The 16,516-nt window shown below is 66.4% G+C and carries 10 protein-coding genes; 5 read left to right on the forward strand and 5 right to left on the reverse strand.

The features are described 5' to 3' along the window. The first annotated feature begins 16 nt into the window (after nt 1-16). The 3 genes from G578_RS0123260 to G578_RS0123270 are packed head-to-tail and all read left to right on the forward strand — an operon-like array spanning nt 17 to nt 2,649. Nucleotides 17-367 (forward strand): DUF983 domain-containing protein, encoded by a 351-nt coding sequence (locus G578_RS0123260; RefSeq protein WP_028796270.1) that lies wholly within the window; start codon nt 17-19, stop codon nt 365-367. Nucleotides 368-400: 33 nt separating this feature from the next. Next, nucleotides 401-1,156 (forward strand): SURF1 family protein, encoded by a 756-nt coding sequence (locus G578_RS27905; RefSeq protein WP_038015760.1) that lies wholly within the window; start codon nt 401-403, stop codon nt 1,154-1,156. Further along, entirely contained in the window at nt 1,153-2,649 is a 1,497-nt protein-coding gene (locus tag G578_RS0123270; RefSeq protein WP_028796271.1) for a carboxypeptidase M32, read from the forward strand. Before G578_RS27905 ends, G578_RS0123270 begins: the two co-directional genes overlap by 4 nt. 294 nt (nt 2,650-2,943) lie before the next feature. On the opposite strand, the gene G578_RS0123280 is transcribed toward G578_RS0123270, so the two are convergent. From G578_RS0123280 to G578_RS0123290, 3 genes are all read right to left on the reverse strand, one after another. Further along, complete coding sequence (locus G578_RS0123280; RefSeq protein WP_084619143.1) at nt 2,944-9,486, reverse strand: DUF4347 domain-containing protein; 6,543 nt, start codon at nt 9,484-9,486, stop codon at nt 2,944-2,946. 394 nt (nt 9,487-9,880) lie between these two features. After that, nucleotides 9,881-10,594: a phage tail protein gene (locus G578_RS0123285; protein ID WP_051245205.1), complete on the reverse strand. Its 714-nt coding sequence runs from the start codon at nt 10,592-10,594 to the stop codon at nt 9,881-9,883. Nucleotides 10,595-11,004: 410 nt separating this feature from the next. After that, entirely contained in the window at nt 11,005-11,919 is a 915-nt protein-coding gene (locus G578_RS0123290; RefSeq protein ID WP_028796274.1) for an NAD(P)-dependent oxidoreductase, read from the reverse strand. A gap of 126 nt (nt 11,920-12,045) precedes the next feature. On the opposite strand from G578_RS0123290, the gene thrC reads away from it, so the two are divergent. Further along, complete coding sequence (gene thrC, locus G578_RS0123295; RefSeq protein ID WP_028796275.1) at nt 12,046-13,461, forward strand: threonine synthase; 1,416 nt, start codon at nt 12,046-12,048, stop codon at nt 13,459-13,461. Then, entirely contained in the window at nt 13,458-14,732 is a 1,275-nt protein-coding gene (locus tag G578_RS0123300) for an insulinase family protein (RefSeq protein ID WP_028796276.1), read from the forward strand. Before thrC ends, G578_RS0123300 begins: the two co-directional genes overlap by 4 nt. Nucleotides 14,733-14,878: 146 nt before the next feature. Here G578_RS0123300 and G578_RS0123305 read toward each other — a convergent pair whose 3' ends face one another. Together G578_RS0123305 and G578_RS0123310 are read right to left on the reverse strand one after the other, a co-directional pair. Next, nucleotides 14,879-15,466 carry a GNAT family N-acetyltransferase gene (locus tag G578_RS0123305; protein WP_028796277.1) on the reverse strand — a complete coding sequence of 196 codons (588 nt, stop codon included), beginning with the start codon at nt 15,464-15,466 and terminating at the stop codon, nt 14,879-14,881. 18 nt (nt 15,467-15,484) lie between these two features. Next, nucleotides 15,485-16,510 (reverse strand): aspartate-semialdehyde dehydrogenase, encoded by a 1,026-nt coding sequence (locus G578_RS0123310; protein WP_028796278.1) that lies wholly within the window; start codon nt 16,508-16,510, stop codon nt 15,485-15,487. Nucleotides 16,511-16,516 lie beyond the last annotated feature (6 nt).

The following is a 16,516-nucleotide window of genomic DNA, read 5'->3' on the forward strand; positions in this document are numbered from 1 at the left end:
AGGGCGCCCCGGCACCATGGCCTACGGCCCGTCTCCGATCGCGACCGGGCTGGCCTGCAAGTGCCCGGCCTGCGGAAAGGGCCGACTGTTCGACGGGTATCTGACCGTCGTCGAAAATTGCGAGGTCTGCGGCGAGGCGCTGCGGACCCGCAGCTCCGGAGACGGCCCGGCCGTCTTCGTGATCTTCGCCCTCGGGGCGATCCTGTCGGTTCTGGCCTGGATCGTGGAGACGCTGTTCTCGCCGCCGATCTGGGTGCACGCCACTTTGTGGACCGTTGCCGTGATCGTCGGGACCTTGTTACTTCTGAGACCGTTCAAGGGTGTCGTCGTCGCGCTGGAATACCGGCACGGCACGCCCGACCAATAGCCGCCGCGGCCGACGCCGCGGCCTGAGGACATCATGGTTTTTCGCCCGCGCCTCTGGCCGACGCTGTTCACCGTTCCCGCCGTCATCCTGATGCTCGCCCTGGGTGTCTGGCAGCTTCAGCGGCTGGCCTGGAAGACCGAGCTGATCGACGCGTTCGAAGCCCGGGTGTCGGCAGAGCCCACGGACCCGCCGCCCTCCCTGACCCATGCCGACATGGGCGACTGGCGCTACCGCCATGTGGTCGCGACCGGACGGTTTCTGCACGACAAGGAGCTGCAGATCACCGGTAAGCCCTTCAAGGGGACGGCCGGCTTCCATGTGATCACGCCCTTCGTCACAGAGTCCGGCCTGACGGTCTTCGTCAACCGCGGCTGGGTGCCGGAAGAGCAGCGTCGCCCGGCCGACCGGCCCTCGACCCTGGTGCCGCCGCCGGCGAGCATCGACGGCGTGGTGATGGAATCCGGGATCAAGGGCACCTTCGTGCCGGAGAACGAACCGGCGAACGACGTCTGGTTCACGGTCCGACCGCAGGCCATGGCCGAGCATCTCGGCCTCGAAGGGCCGGTCGCCACCGGCTACTACATCGACCAGCTCGCCGAACAACCCAAGCCCACCACCCTTCCGTTCGGGGCCGAGCGCACCATTACCGTACGCAACGAGCATCTGCAGTACGCCATCACCTGGTTCCTGCTCGCCGCCACCCTGATCGGCGTCTACATCGTCTGGCATCGCCAGGCCGACCAGGCCGAGCGTGACAAGCAGGTCGAGCGCGACGGGGACGGCGCATGAGCGCCACGCCCGCGACGGATGCGCTCGAGGCCCGGTTCCGCCGGCTCTCCGCCCTGTCCGGGGCGTCGGGGATGCTTGGCTGGGACCAGCATGTGCTGATGCCGTCGGGCGGGGCCGAGGCGCGGGCCGAGCAGCTTGCGACGCTGTCGGTGCTGCGACACGAGCTGCTGACCGCGGCCGAGGTGGCCGACGCGTTGGAAGCGGCCGGGGCCGAGAGCCTGACCGGCTGGCGGGCGGCCAATCTGGCGGAGATGCGTCGGGCCCATGCCCATGCGACCGCGCTGTCCTCCGCGCTGGTGGATGCCCTGTCGCGCGCCGGCTCGCGCTGCGAGGCCCTGTGGCGCGAGGCCCGGGCCAAGGCCGACTTCTCGATCGTCCGCGACGCCATGGCCGAGCAGATCCGCCTGATCCGCGAGGAGGCCGATGCCAAGGCCGCCGCCCTCGGCACCACGCCCTATGAGGCGCTGCTCGACGGCTACGAGCCGGGCGGGTCGGTCGCCAAGATCGAGGCGCTGTTCGCCGAGCTGGAGGCCGAGCTCCCGCCGTTGCTGGACGCGGTCCTGGAGCGCCAGGCGCGCCACGGCGAGCCGGTGCCGCCGGAAGGGCCCTTCCCCGTCGCCACCCAGCGCATCCTGTCGCGCCGGGTGATGGAGACCCTGGGCTTCGACTTCAATCACGGCCGGCTGGACGAGACCCTGCACCCGTTCTGCGGCGGCGTGCCCGACGATGTGCGCGTCACCACCCGCTACGATGAGACCGGCTTCATCAACGGCATCATGGGCGTGATCCACGAGACCGGCCACGCGCTGTACGAGCGCGGCCTGCCCGCCGACTGGCGCAACCAGCCGGTGGGCGAGTCCCGGGGCATGGTCATGCACGAGAGCCAATCCCTGCTCATGGAGATGCAGGCCTGCCGCTCCCCGGCCTTCCTCGGCCTGCTGTCCGGCTGGGCGCGGACCGCCTTCGGCGCCGAGGGTCCGGCCTGGGAGCCGGAGAACCTGCGCCGCATCTACACCCGCGTGGCGCGCAGCTTCATCCGAGTCGAAGCGGACGAGGTGACCTACCCGCTGCACGTGATCCTGCGCACCCGGCTGGAGCGCGCCATGCTGTCGGGCGACCTGGAGGTCTCGGGGTTGCCGGCCGCCTGGAACGACGGCATGCGCGACCTTCTCGGCGTCACGCCGCCGGACGATGCCCGGGGCTGCCTGCAGGATATCCACTGGTATGACGGGGCGGTCGGATACTTCCCCACCTACACGCTGGGGGCGATGGCGGCGGCGCAGCTGTTCCAGGCGGCGGTCCGGGCGGTGCCGGGCATTCCAGAGGCGATCGGCCGGGGCGACTTCGCGCCGCTGGTGGGCTGGCTCCGGGAGAACGTCCACGGGGTGGCCAGCTCGACGGGCACCGAAGCGATCCTGAAGGCCGCAACCGGCGCCGAGCTGAGCGCGGCGCCGTTCCTGGCGCATCTGAAAACGCGGTATCTGGAGGCATAGCCCCCGCTTCCTCACCGGTCCGGCGGCGCTGACCGAGAAGAGGCTCCGGCTGGCCCCTCACGCTGGCCGCGTGTTCGTGTTCCGCGGTTGGCGCGACGACCTGATCAGGGTGATCTGGTACGACGTGATCTGGTACGGCGGCCAGCGCGCGTCCCTCTTCGCCGGGTGCCGAGGGAAAGCCCTAGAGAAAATCACGATCAGATGGAAACATCTGCTCCTGTGAATTTGCCCTATCTTTAATGGGTTAGAGAGCGATTCACGGTTCAGATCGTTTCGATCTGAACCGATCGCGCGCTAGTAGAAGCCGAACATGCTTTCCGTCAGGTCGCTGGCCTGGACACCGATCAGGCGGACATACTGGCCGCCCAGGTCGATCTCCACGTCGCCGTCGGCATTGTCCGCCGCCCGGGCGATGACGTCGGCGGCCGAGGTGAAGGTCTGACCGTTCGCGGTGGATCTGATGACGATCTGATCCTCTGTCAGGCCGAAGTCGGCGACCACGTCGATGCCGTTGAGGTCGTCGACGTAGATCTTGTCGGCCCCGGCACCGGTAAAGATCCAGTCCACACCCTCGCCGCCATGGAAGACATCGTCGCCGGCGCCACCGGACAGGATGTCGAACGACGTTCCGTCGCCGCCATTGGCACTGGAGAGACCTCCATAGAGCGTGTCGTTGCCGTCGCCACCGATCAGCGTGTCGGCTCCGTCGCCACCGGAAAGGTTGTCGGCTCCGTCGTTCCCGTTCAGCACGTCCAGGCCCTGACCGCCGAACAGAGTGTCGTCGCCCTGCCCGCCATAAAGCGTGTCCTCGCCCAGGTTGCCGTAGAGCAGATCCTGGCCGTTATTGCCGTAGAGCAGATCCTGGTGCTGGCCGCCATACAGGCTGTCCTCGTTCTGGCCGCCATAAAGCGTGTCGTAGCCCTGGTTGCCGTAGACGACGTCATTGGCCTGATTGCCGTAGACCACATCCTCGTGCCCGCCGCCGGACACGGTGTCTGTGTCGGTACCGCCGAAGACCCTGTCGTTGCCGTCCTCGCCGTGGAGCTGGTCCGCCCCGCTGCCGGACCCGATCGTATCGGCCCCGTCGCCGCCGAACAGGGTGTCGTTGCCGACGCCGAGCGAGATGAACTGGCTGCTGTCGTCGGCGGTGACGTAGTTGTCGCCGTTACCGCCCGTGACCGTGGACGAGCCCATGACCGACGCGAACTCGATGTTATCAAGCTGCAGGTTTGATCCCGAGGGCAGCGAGCGCATGTCGATGACGAAAGCCTCCGACTGGCTGCCGCCATTGGTGCCGGTGATTACGATCGGGCTGGACAGGCTCGAAGTGGTCGTGGTCGGAACGATCGTGCGCACGTCCAGGGTGGTGGTGGTGGCCAGGTTGTTCAGAAAGGTGCGCGCGCCGGACACCAGCGGTGTCTCGGCCGTCGAGCCGCGGGCTTGAATCGACGTGACGAGCGTGGTCAGCGCGTCGGTCGGGCTCTGCGCGGTGCTCGGCCCTTCGGAAGTGATCGTCGTGCTGGGTGGCAGGGTGGCGGTGACCAGGTTGCCGTTGTTGTTGGTGTTTTCGACGATCGCGGCGGAACCGGAATTGCTGCCGTTGTTCGTGATGGTCTGGGCTGTGGTCGTGCCCGACCCGCCGGATCCGGTGGTGGGCGTGGTCGGGGTGACGACGATCGTCCCGCCGCCGCCGGAATCGCCATCCGATGCCGGAGCGACCAGGGTGATGGTGGTATTGCCGCCGGCGAAGGTCGCGCTGAACGTCCCGCTCGCCGAGGTGATGCCGGTGAGCGTGGTCGCGACGCTACCGCTGATGTCGATCGTGCCGCTGGCGGTCGTACCGTTCAAGGCCGACAGATCCTTGCCGGTGACGACGATGCTGTCTCCCACCGCGAAGTCGGAGATGGTGTCGCCGTTGAAATCCGACGCGCTGCCGGTGAGCGTGTCAGCACCATCACCCCCGACGAGCGTGTCGAACCCGCTCCCGCCGCTGACGACGTCGTTGCCGGCTCCGCCGCTGACGGCGTCGTCGCGGCCGCCGCCGATCACCGTATCGTCACCGGCGCCGCCGTCGAGGGTGTCGGCACCCGCACTGCCGGTGACCGACTGGCTGCCGGCAGAGCCTGTGATCACGAAATGATCCAGGCCGCTGTCGCCGGCGGTCAGGGTCTTGCCCGCGGCCTGGGCGGCGGTCAGGGTGATGGTCTGGGCACCTGCATCCGCCGCGGTCGCCAGGGTCTCGATCGGCGTGATGTTTGCACTGGCGATTGATCCCGTGGCCGACAGCGTCACCGTTTCGGTGCCGGCCGCCGTCGTGGTGCCGGTGAAGCCGTTCAGTTGCGCCGCCGTCATTGTGACCGACGCGCCGCTGCCCAGTGTCAGGTTCTCGAAATTGCTGACCGTCGAGCCGGACAGATTGTCGCCGTCATCAAGGATCAGCGTGTCGGAGCCGCCGGCACCGCCGTTCAGCGTGCCGGTCAGCGTATCGATCGAGGTGCTGGACTGGACCGTCTGGTTCGCGCCGGCGCTGCCGGTGACGTTCTGCCCGGCGGCCCCCAGCGTAAAGGTGAAGGCGGCATTCAGGGTGTAGGTCTCGATATCCGCGTCGCCCGTTACGGCGCCGTCGCCATTCGCGGACGACAGGACGATCGTCTCCGTCCCGGTATTGCCGTTGACGGTCGTGAACCCCTCGTACTGGCTCTCCGACATCGTCACGGTGGCGCCGGCAGCCGGCGTGAGAACTTCGAAGCCGGTCAGCGTGAAGCCGGTCGTGGTCAGGTCGCCGCCGTCGGCCAGCACGATTGTGTCCGTGCCGGCGCCGCCATTCGCCACCGACGCGCTGGTGATGTGGCTGGCATCGGCGATGGTCAACGTGTCGTCGGTGGTGCCGAAGGTCGAGGCCGGGTTGAGGTTGGTCCCATTGGTCGTGTTGAATCCGGCCGCCGTCGTCGTTGCCGACACGCTGGCGCTGCCGAGCGTGATCAGCGTGTTGCCGCCGGAATCCGCGACCGACGCGACTGTCAGCGCGCTGGTCAGATCGGACACCGTCCCGATCGCGACTTCCGGCGTGGCGAAGGTGGTGGCGTTGGTGTCGACCTCCAGGCTGGTGCCATTGAACCGGACATTCGCGGTCGACAGGCCGGTGACCCCGGTGAGAAGAATCGTCTCTCCGCTCGCAAGATCGGTAATCGTGTCGCCGTTCAGGTCGCTGACACTGCCCGTGAAGCGGTCGGTATCGTCACCGCCCGTCAGCCTGTCCGCGCCGGCGCCGCCAGCGAGCGTGTCCGCGCCGGCACCGCCGTCGATCGTGTCGACGCCGGCGCTGCCCGTGACGCTCTGAGCACCTGCGGAGCCGGTGACGACAAAATGGTCGTTGCCGGTATCCGCGGCGGTCAGCGTCTTGCCGGCAGCGATCGACGCGGCAAGCGTGATCGTCTCCGAGCCGCCGCCGGCGGTGGACAGGGTCTCGATGGCGCCGAGATTGGTGCCGCTGACGGTCCCGGTAGCGGTCAGCGTGACGGTGTTGGTGCCGGCCGCCGTGATGGTGCCGGTGAATCCGTTCAACTGCGCCACCGTCATGGTGGCGGAGCCGCCACTGGTGAGCGTCAGGTCTTCGATGTTGCTGATCGTCGCGCCGGAGATATTGGCGCCGGTGCCCAGCGACAGGATGTCGTTGACCGTGCCGTCGCCGGTCAGGGTGCCGGTAAGGGTCAGACCCCCGGCATCGAAGGTGACCGCATCGGTGGTCGACGTGGCGCTGACGCTGTGTCCGGCATTGGTGATCGTGACGGTGCGCGTGTTGGTGCTGTCGTCGCCGACGTTGTAGACCTCGAGGTTGGCGGTCGTCGAGACGTTGCCATCGCCCGAGAGCGTCACCGTCTCGGTGCCGCCGGCGGTGATCGTGCCGGAGGAGAATGCGTTGAACTGCGACAGGTTCATCGTCACCGAGGCGTTGCCGGCCAGGGTCAGGTTCTCAACCCCGGAGATGGTGGCGCCGGAAATGTCGGTCCCGTTCGTCGCCTGGATGACATCGGTGCCGGCGCCGCCCGAGAGCGTCCCGGTGTAGGTCAGTCCCTGGAAGGTGATGGTGTCGTTGCCACCCGAGCCCGTAAGGTCCTGCGCACCGCCGGCGATCGTGACCGCGTTGGCGACCCCCAGAGCGTAGTTTTCCACCGCCGTGTTCGTCGCGAAGCCGTTGGTGGCGGCCGAAATGGTGATGGTATCGGTTCCCGCAGCGTTGACCGTGGAGAACGCGTCGTGCTGCGCCTCCGTCATGGTCACCGACGCGCCGCCGGACAGGGTAAGAGTCTCGAAACTGCTGACCGTGGCGCCGGAAATATTGGCGCCGGTGCTGAGCTGCAGGATATCGGTGCCGAGGCCTCCGCTCAGGGTACCGGTCGCGGTCAGACCGCCGCCATTGACGGTGTCGTTGCCCGTGCTGCCGGTGACGTTCTGTGCGGCCGCACCCAGCGCGAAACTGGTCGCTGCGCCGAGCACATAGATCTCGATGTCTGCGTCGCCGGAGACATTGGCGTCGCCGTTCGCCGAGGACAGCGTGATCTGGTTGGTGCCGGTGCCGTTGATGGCTGTAAAGCCGTCGTGCTGGACTTCGGTCATGGTGACCGACGCGCCGCTTGCAACGCTTGCCGTGCCGATATTGGTGATGGTGGCGCTGGAAATGTTGGAGTTGTTGGTCAGCTCCAGCGTGTCGCCAACCGTGCTGTCGCCTGTCAGCGTGCCGGTCAGGGTCAGGCCGCCGGCACTGAAGGTTACGGCATCCGTCGTTGAGCTGGCGGTGACGCTGGTGCCCGCGCCGCCAAGGGTGATGGTCCGCGCGTTGGTGCTGTCGTCGCCGACCGAATAGCTCTCAGTGTTCGCGAGAGTGGTGAAACTACCGTCGCCGGTGATGGTGACGGTCTCGTTGCCGGCGGCGGTGATCGTACCGCTGAACCCTGCGTTCTGCGTCGCGGTCATGGTGACGCTGGCGCCGCTGGTCAGCGTCAGGTTCTCGAAGCTGGAGAGGGTGCTGCCGGTGATATCGGCACCGGTGCCGAGCTGCAGGGTATCGGTGCCGGTGCCGCCGTTCAGCGTGCCGGTTGTGGTCAACCCTCCGCCATTGACGGTATCGGCGCCGCTGCTGCCGGTGAGATTCTGTCCGGCCGCTCCCAGGGTGAAAGTAATGCCGTTGGCGCCGAGCACATAGGTCTCGATCGCAGAATTACCGGTGACGGCGGTATCGCCGCCGGTGGCGGCCAGTGTGATCTGTTCTGTTCCGACTGCGGTGACGGTGCCACTGAAACTGTCATGCTGTGCCGCCGTCATGGTGACGGAGGCACCGCTGCCGAGCGTCAGGTTCTCGAAATTGCTGACCATGGCGCCGGCGATGTTGTCGCCGGTGTCCAGCACCAGGGTGTCGGATCCGCCAGTGCCGCCGTTCAGCGTGCCTGACAGAGTATCGACGGCGGCCGTGGACTGCACCGTCTGGCTGTCGGCATCGTTGCCGGTGACGCTCTGGCCACCCGTGCCAATGGTGAAGGTGAAAACCCCGTTGAGGGTATAGGCTTCGATATCGGCGTCGCCGGTGACGTTGCCGTCGCCATTGGCCGAGGACAGGACGATCGTCTCCGTCCCCGTATTGCCGTTGACCGTCGTGAACGCCTCGTACTGGCTCTCCGACATCGTCACGGTGGCGCCGGCGGCCGGAGTGAGAACCTCGAAATTCGTCAGCGATGCGAAACCGGACAAGTTGCTGCCGTTCGCGGCGACGAGTGTGTCGGTGCCGCCTCCGCCATCGGCGGTGGATCCCGAGACATGGGAGGCGTCGGCGATCGTCAAGGTCTCGTCTAAGGAGCCGAAATTGAAGGAGGGAGTGAGGCTGGTGCCGGAGGTGGTGTTGAAACCTGCGCCGGTGCTGGTCGCGGAAGTGAGGACGGTGAAGGTGATCTGGTCGACGCCGGCGAAGTAGTTTCCGCCACCGGAGTAGGACACCGTGATCGTCGTGATCCCGGTCCAGTCTCCCGGCGTGAGGTCCTCGTGGAAGCCTGTGATGCTTGTCTCAGCCACGACCGAGGCCGTGCCCGATGACGGTGTGAGAACGTAGTTTCCGCCGGTATTGGCGGGGGCGCCAGCCTCCCAATAGGATAGCGCGGTCACGGTCACCGGCGCGCTGAAGGTTAGCGTCATCGTGCCGTTGACGGTCGATCCGCTGTCGAGGAAGTTTCCGGTTGACCCTGTGGCGCTGGTCGTAAGCGTCCCGCCGTCCGACCGGGTCGCGGTGACGGTTACGCTGCTCACCGTCTGTGTCAGAGTGGCGGTACCCGACCCCGACACGGACTCGAAATCGAACAGCGCAAGCCGGTGCGGATAGCGTTGAAGCGTGGCCGAACCGAACAGCGATGCAAGGACCGGCAGTGCCTCCCATCCCGCCTCGCCGCCAAGATCGGCGGTCGGTGCCGAGACCGGAACGCCAAGCGCTGTCTCCAGCGCCTCCACGAAATGCGCGCCGTCCCTACCCGCGCCGGTCGCGCAAGAGGCGAGAATAAGTTCGGCGTCCGGTGCCAGGGCGGCCTTGATTTTCGCGAGGGGGCCTTCCCGATACCGCATCGCGGCGCAGTCGATCCTTTTGCCCGAGAACTCTATCGTGCCGGGGGAGCCGTGTGCCAGGATGACGAGCCGGTCTACATTCCGTCTGCCCGAGAGGGCGGATGCAATTTCCGAGAGTGGATCACCCGATCCGGAAAGAAAATAGGTTGTGTCCTTTGGCTTCAGGCCGGATATTAAGATTTCAGCGCTGTTTATTTTCTGATCGACGAATAAAGTAGTATTTTTTTCGCGCATAGACTTCGAGGCCCTGGATTTCTCAGCTAAAGGTTGGAATTTAAAGTAGTATATGGGTTTTATATTGCCGGCCTGCGGCCCGTGTCAATTGTATAAAATTGTCAATATTTTAGATCTCTGGTGAGTTAAATTTTATAAATAAAAATCCTGAAGTGAACCTAATTTGTAAAATTTTTGGAGATTCGCTTTGTGAATTTAAAGTTAATTTCTATTCTGCATAAATCTATATTCCGCTTGCTGACGATCAGCGCTGTGTCGGTTTGTTGATCTCGGCGGCGTAATTGATCGGTGTTGCGGGTGATTTGGTGCTTTGAGACCTCTGGTATGGGTCTCTACCAAGGCCGGTTCGGTGACGCCGCCCCGTGCTTGGGTGGGGTGGCGTCACCTCCAACATTTAACTGCGCGGCGGATAGAGCCCTTCAGTGGCGATGCAGAATCTCAGGCCCATAACCGGGTCCTGGATCTTGAAGGGCCTGGAACTGCCCGTGTCAGCAATGGCAACAGAGCCCCCACCGCTTTGGCCGCCTTCGATGGTAAGGCCGTCGAGCTCAACCAGTTCCGCACCCAGGCCGCCTGTACCGAATATGGAGGTCCCACCGCCGCCCGAGATAAAATCTCCCGTGGCCGGAGTGTCGCCGCTGGCTCTGGCGCTGTAGGCCATCAGCGAACCTGTCGCGCCCGATCCGCCAGTGGGCGTAAAGGTCGCCGTGTGGTCATGCGTAGCAAGCTCTTCTTTCGTGAGAGTGTGAGTTTCCGTCCCCCGCCATTCCCCCAGCTCAATAGCGGTTAGTCCCGGACCCGCCCCGACTCCGATGGGCGCACGCCCGCGCATATCCGGCAATGCGAAACTCGATCGGCAGTCACCGCCCCACGCGCAGCCGAGCAGCGAGAACAGGGCGTTGTACTCCGAAATCGCCAACAGCTGTCCTTGCATGGGTTCGTAGCCGCGCGGGCAAAACGATATCGCTGTCATGCAGACCGAGCCGATGTAAACCGAATCGCCCGGCCCGCATGAGGCGCTGGCCTTGGTGGGGATCGTTCCCGCTATGGCAAGGCAGCAGACGGCCAACGGCCCTCTGATGCTCCGCGATAAATGTCTGAGTTTCATCGGTATCTCCCTGTTTACGTGATATAGTTGAATAATGCGATATTCGAAATGTAAACGCTATCGAAAAAGTAGTTTTTATAATCGACCAATACCCGCTACCAGGGCGTCTGCCAAAGAAGGGTTTGCGTACCAGCTTTCCCCGAGAGTATCGGGGACTACTCCAAAGGCGGGGGCTGGGCGGGCTTGTGAGTTCTCGCGATCGGTCGGATTTGGGGATCCATGGGTCGACCTCGAAGGATCCAAGGCCCCCACAACACATTGACGATCCGCGTCCCGCGCCTTGTGCGTATCGGCATAGGCGAACGGGCGCCAACGAGACGTCACGAATTACAGATCAGACGGTCCAGAAACCCCTGCCCCGGGTCCCGGCGCCGGGCCGGGAGGGAAGACGGACGGGTAGGACCGCGCGTCTACCCCTCGCCCTGCGGCAGTCCGGCCTCCAGCGCGCCGGCGATGATCTCCGACACCTCGTCGGCGGTGAAGCCGATGGTGCGGTTCTCCGGCGTCTCCTTGCCGAGCTGGGTTCCGGCCACCAGGCGGTAGGTCTCCGCCGCCCCCATGAAGATCTGCGGGTCGAGGCCGACATCGTTGAAGGTGCGGGCGATCTCCTCCATCTCGCCGACCCAGCGATAGGCCTTCGGCGCCATGTCCGGCAGGGAGCGGTCGAAGCGCTCGCGCAGCATCCGCAGGCTGGCCACCATCTCCGCGTCCAGCTCCTTGCCCACCCCATAGGCCTTGGCCGAAGCCAGCGACTGGATCGCCAGCGCCGTCAGTCCCTTGGTCACCGCCGCATAGCTCATCTTCAGGGCCGAGGCCGCGCCCACGCCGCCCGGCACCGCGCGCATGTCGAGCCCGAAATTGCGCAGCTCCAGCACCCGCGTCACGTCGTCCTCGTGGCCTGAGACGTAGAGCCGCGGGCCCATGCCGCTGGCGCTCTTCGGCGGGCCGCCGATGATGCCGCCGTCGACGAAGGGCACGCCGATGCCCTCGATCACCTCGCCCACCTCCACCGCCGAAGCCGGCGCGATGGCGTTCAGGTCCACATAGATCGGCTTCGAGCGGGCCAGCGCCAGGGACGAGGCCAGCCGCTGGGCCAGCTCGAGCGCCAGGGAGGGCGGCAGAATGGAGAACAGCACGTCGGCGCCGTCCACCGCCGCCACGTCGTCTTCCGTGTCGGTGATCCCGGCCGCCCTGGCGAGATCCCGGGTGCGGTCCGACCGGTCGGCGAGATTGGTCGTCACCGTCAGGCCCTTGGCGACCAGGACGCGGGCAAGGGCATGACCCATGTCGCCCGGCGCGAAGATGGCAACTCTCTCGATTGTCATGCCGATCCGTTCCTAACCATCGGTGGAGGCCAAAGTGGTGCCGAAGACGGCCGCATGATCGCAAGGTTGCACACGGCCGGCACCAAGCATAGGTTACCGCGTCAACGCTCGGGGATATACAGGTCCGTGCAATACGTTAGCACCCGCGGGCAGGCGCCCGCTCTCGCCTTCGACGATGTTCTGCTCACCGGACTGGCGCGTGACGGCGGTTTGTACGTCCCGGCGGTCTGGCCGCTGTTCTCGAAGGACGACATCCGAAGCCTGCGCGGCCTCTCCTATGCGGAGGTGGCGACGCGGGTCATGGCGCCGTTTGTCGGCGGCACCATTCCCGAGAACACCCTGCGCAAGATCGCCGAGGACGCCTATGGCGGTTTCGGCCACACCGCCGTCGCGCCGCTGAAGCAGCTCGACGGCAGTCTGTGGATGATGGAGCTGTTCCACGGCCCGACGCTGGCGTTCAAGGACTACGCCATGCAGATCCTGGGGCGGCTGTTCGACCATGTGCTGGCCCAGCGCGGCGACCGGGTGACCATCGTCGGCGCCACCTCCGGCGATACCGGGTCGGCCGCCATCGAGGCCTGCCGCGACCGCGACAATATCGACTGCTTCATCCTGTTCCCGCACGGACGGGTGTCGCCGGTGCAGCGCCGGCAGATGACCACGGTCGACGCGCCCAACGTCCACGCCATCGCGGTGGAAGGCACGTTCGACGACTGTCAGGACCTGGTGAAGGCGGCGTTCGGCGACACCGAGTTCCGCGACGAGATGACCCTGTCGGCGGTCAACTCGATCAACTGGGCGCGGATCATGCCGCAGATCGCCTATTACTTCTGGGCCGCGGTGGCGCTCGGCGCGCCGGAGCGCACGGTGTCCTTCTCCGTCCCCAGCGGCAATTTCGGCAACGTCTATTCCGCCTATGCGGCCCGCAACATGGGCCTGCCGATCGAGACCCTGGTGGTCGGCACCAACTCCAACGACATCCTGTACCGCTACCTGGAGAGCGGCACGATGGAGATCACCGGCGTGGCACCGACCCTGTCGCCGTCCATGGACATCCAGGTCTCGAGCAATTTCGAGCGGTTGCTGTTCGACCTGCTCGACCGGGACGGCGATGCGGTCCAGCGCACCATGAACGGCTTCCGCCAGTCCGGCTCCTACACGGTCGAACCCGAGCGCCATGCCCGGGCCACCGCCCTGTTCCGCGGCGCGCGGGCGGATGACGACGAGATCGTCGCCACCATCCGCGCCATTGCCGAGCAGACCGGCGAGGTGATCGACCCGCATACCGCCGTCGGCATCGCCGCCGCGCGCCGGACCCAGGCCGGTCGCGACGGCTCGATCCCGATGGTGTCGCTGGCCTGCGCCCACCCGGCCAAGTTCGCCGAGGCGGTGGAGCGGGCCGTGGGGACCGCGGCGCCGCTGCCGGAGCGGATGGCCGACCTGATGGACCGGCCGGAGCGCCAGACCGTGATGCCGAACGATCTCTCGTCCCTGAAGGCCCTGGTACGCGACCGCGCGGCGCGGCGGGGAGCGGCAGCTTGACCGCACCTGCCTTTCCCGGGATGCGCCTGACCACCCTGGATAACGGGCTGACCGTCGCCACCGATGCCATGCCGTCCGTGGAATCCGCCTCCGTCGGCCTGTGGGTCGGGGTCGGCACCCGCCACGAGAAGCCGTCCGAGAACGGGCTCGCCCATCTGATCGAGCACATGGTGTTCAAGGGCACCGCCAAGCGCGACGCCGCCGCCATCGCCCGCGAGATCGAGGATGTGGGCGGGCTCATGAACGCCTATACCTCGCGCGAGCAGACCGCCTATTACGCCAAGGTGCTGGCCGACGACGTGCCGGTGGCGATCGACCTGATCTCCGACATCGTGCAGAACTCGGTCTTCGATCCGTCCGAGCTCGAGCGCGAGCGGTCGGTGATCGTGCAGGAGATCGCCCAGGTCAACGACACGCCGGACGACGTGATCTTCGACCATTTCCAGACCGCCGCCTTCCCCGACCAGGGGCTGGGCCGGCCGGTGCTGGGGACGTCGGAGGTGGTACGGTCGGTGCCGCGCCAGTCGCTGGTCGACTATGTGGCGCAGAGCTACGGCGGGGATGCCTGCATCCTGTCGGTCGCCGGAAAGGTGGACCATGACCGGGTGGTCGAGATGGCGGCCGAGCGCTTCGCCGCGATGCCGGCCAAGACCACCAGGACCACCGAGGCCGGGCGTTACAGCGGCGGCGAGATCCGGGTCGAGCGGGAGCTGGAGCAGTTGCACGTGATCCTCGGCTTCCGGGGCACCTCGTTCGACGATCCGGACTTCTACACCCTGCAGGTCCTGTCGATGATCTACGGCGGCGGCATGTCGTCCCGCCTGTTCCAGGAAGTGCGCGAGAAGCGGGGTCTGGCCTATTCGATCTACTCCTTCACCTCGGCCTATCTGGATGATGGGCTGCTCGGCGTCTATGCCGGCACCGGGGCCGACGAGGTGGGCGAGGTGATGCCGGTGATCTGCGATCAGCTCCGGGCGATCCCGGACGAGCTGGACGAGAGCGAGCTGGCCCGGGCCAAGATCCAACTCAAGTCCTCCCTGCTGATGAGCCGGGAGAGCACCAGCGCGCGCTGCGAGCAGCTCGCCAACCACTTTCTGGTGCACGGCCGCCTGCCCGATCTGGCGGACATCATCGAGAACGTGGAGAAGGTCGATCAGGCGGCCATCCGCGCGGTGGTGGAGCGCCTGCTGAGCGCCCCGCCGACCCTGACCGCCGTGGGCCCGACGCGGACCCTGGAGAGCTACGACGCCATCCGCGCGCGGTTGAGCTGATCTTACCCCGTTAGACACTTCCCGGCCTTGTGCCGGGACCCACGGGTCAGGCGGCACGAACGCCGCAACCAGGGTGCCGAGCCTCCGGGCGCGATCCGACGTGGACCCCGGAACAGGTCCGGGGAGTGAGTGTGCTTGGAGAGAAGCTACAGGTCCCGCAGCAGGAGCCGCACGCCACCCTCATGGGGCAGGCGAGGGAGCGGGGGGATGTCGACCGCGTCCACCTCGCGGAACCCGCATTTGCGATACAGACCCAGCGCCGGCGCGTTGTCGGCGAAGACCCGCAGCGTCAGCTCCGAGAAGCCCGCCGCTCGGGCCTTGTCGGCCACCGTCTCGATCAGGGCGCGGCCGACGCCGTGGCCGCTGGCACCGGCGCCGACGGCGAGCATGTTGATGAACCACGAGCCCGGCCGCCCCATCGCCTGGATCGGCGCCACGTGGGCAGCGCGGTCCTCGGGGACGCTGGTCTCCAGGCCGGAGGGCGGCTGGTCGTCATAGGGTTGACTGGTGATCGCGCCGACCGGCTCGCCGTCCAGCTCGGCGATCAGGGCGCGGCTCCAGGACAGCGCGGTGTCGGCCGCAAGCACCGCGTGCAGCATGAGCTGTGCAGCGCCGGGCTCACCCGGTCGGTCGTCATAGATGAATTCGTAGACCCCGCCGCCGGCGAGAATGTCGAGCGCGGCGAGGACCGGCGCGTCGGTGGGACGCGCCGGTCGGATGGTCAGATCAGGCACAACCCGAAGCGCGCCGGCTCACGCCGCCTTCTTCAGGTGCTTGGCGACCAGTTCCTCGGCGATCTGCACCGCGTTCAGGGCGGCACCCTTGCGCAGGTTGTCGCTGACGCACCAGAACACCAGCCCGTTCTTTACGGTCGGATCGACCCGGATGCGGCTGACATAGACCGCGTCCTCACCGGCGCTCTCCACCGGGGTGACGTAGCCCTCGTCGGCCCGGTGGTCGAGCACGATCAGGCCGGGGAAGCCGTGCATCGCCTTGCGGGCGGTCTCGGCGTCGATCGGCTTCTTGGTCTCGATGAACACCGCCTCGGAATGGCCGATGAACACCGGCACGCGGACGCACTGGGCGACCACGTCGATGTCCGGGTCGAGGATCTTCTTGGTCTCGACCGTCATCTTCCACTCTTCCTTGGTGAACCCGTCATCCATGAACTTGTCGATGTGCGGGATCACGTTGAAGGCGATCTGCTTGGTGAAGGTCTCGCGCTCGATCGGGTCGTTCACGTAGACCGCGCGGGTCTGGTTGAACAGCTCGTCCATGCCTTCCTTGCCGGCGCCGGAGACCGACTGGTAGGTCGAGACCACGGCGCGCTTGATGCCGAAGGCGTCGTGCAGCGGCTTCATCGCGACGACGAGCTGGGCGGTGGAGCAGTTCGGGTTGGCGATGATGTTCTTCTTGCCATAGCGGGCCAGCGCCCCGGGATTGACCTCGGGCACGACCAGCGGCACGTCCGGGTCCATGCGGAAGGCGGAGCTGTTGTCGATCACGACGCAGCCGGCCTGGCCGGCCTTCGGCGCGTATTCCAGCGAGACGTCGCCGCCGGCGGAGAACAGGGCGATATCGGCCTTGGTGAAATCGAAGGTCGCCAGGTCCTGGACGGTGAGGGTGCCCTTCTCGCCGTAGGAGACCTCGTTCCCGGCGGAGCGCCCGGAGGCCAGCGCGATGACCTCATCGGCGGGGAAGTTGCGCTCGGCCAGCGTGGTCAGCATCTCGCGACCCACCGCACCCGTGGCGCCGACGACGGCAACTCTGTAGCCCATTTCTTT

The sequence above is a fragment of the Thalassobaculum salexigens DSM 19539 genome (assembly GCF_000423805.1).
GTDB classification, from domain to species: Bacteria; Pseudomonadota; Alphaproteobacteria; order Thalassobaculales; family Thalassobaculaceae; genus Thalassobaculum; species Thalassobaculum litoreum.

Excerpts from the sequence above, each read along its gene's own strand:
- G578_RS27905 (WP_038015760.1), top strand. The coding sequence starts at position 401 with ATGGTTTTTCGCCCGCGCCTCTGGCCGACGCTGTTCACCGTTCCCGCC.
- G578_RS0123270 (WP_028796271.1), top strand. The coding sequence starts at position 1,153 with ATGAGCGCCACGCCCGCGACGGATGCGCTCGAGGCCCGGTTCCGCCGG.
- G578_RS0123310 (WP_028796278.1), bottom strand. The coding sequence starts at position 16,510 with ATGGGCTACAGAGTTGCCGTCGTCGGCGCCACGGGTGCGGTGGGTCGC.
- G578_RS0123260 (WP_028796270.1), top strand. The coding sequence starts at position 17 with ATGGCCTACGGCCCGTCTCCGATCGCGACCGGGCTGGCCTGCAAGTGC.
- G578_RS0123290 (WP_028796274.1), bottom strand. The coding sequence starts at position 11,919 with ATGACAATCGAGAGAGTTGCCATCTTCGCGCCGGGCGACATGGGTCAT.
- G578_RS0123280 (WP_084619143.1), bottom strand. The coding sequence starts at position 9,486 with ATGCGCGAAAAAAATACTACTTTATTCGTCGATCAGAAAATAAACAGC.
- G578_RS0123285 (WP_051245205.1), bottom strand. The coding sequence starts at position 10,594 with ATGAAACTCAGACATTTATCGCGGAGCATCAGAGGGCCGTTGGCCGTC.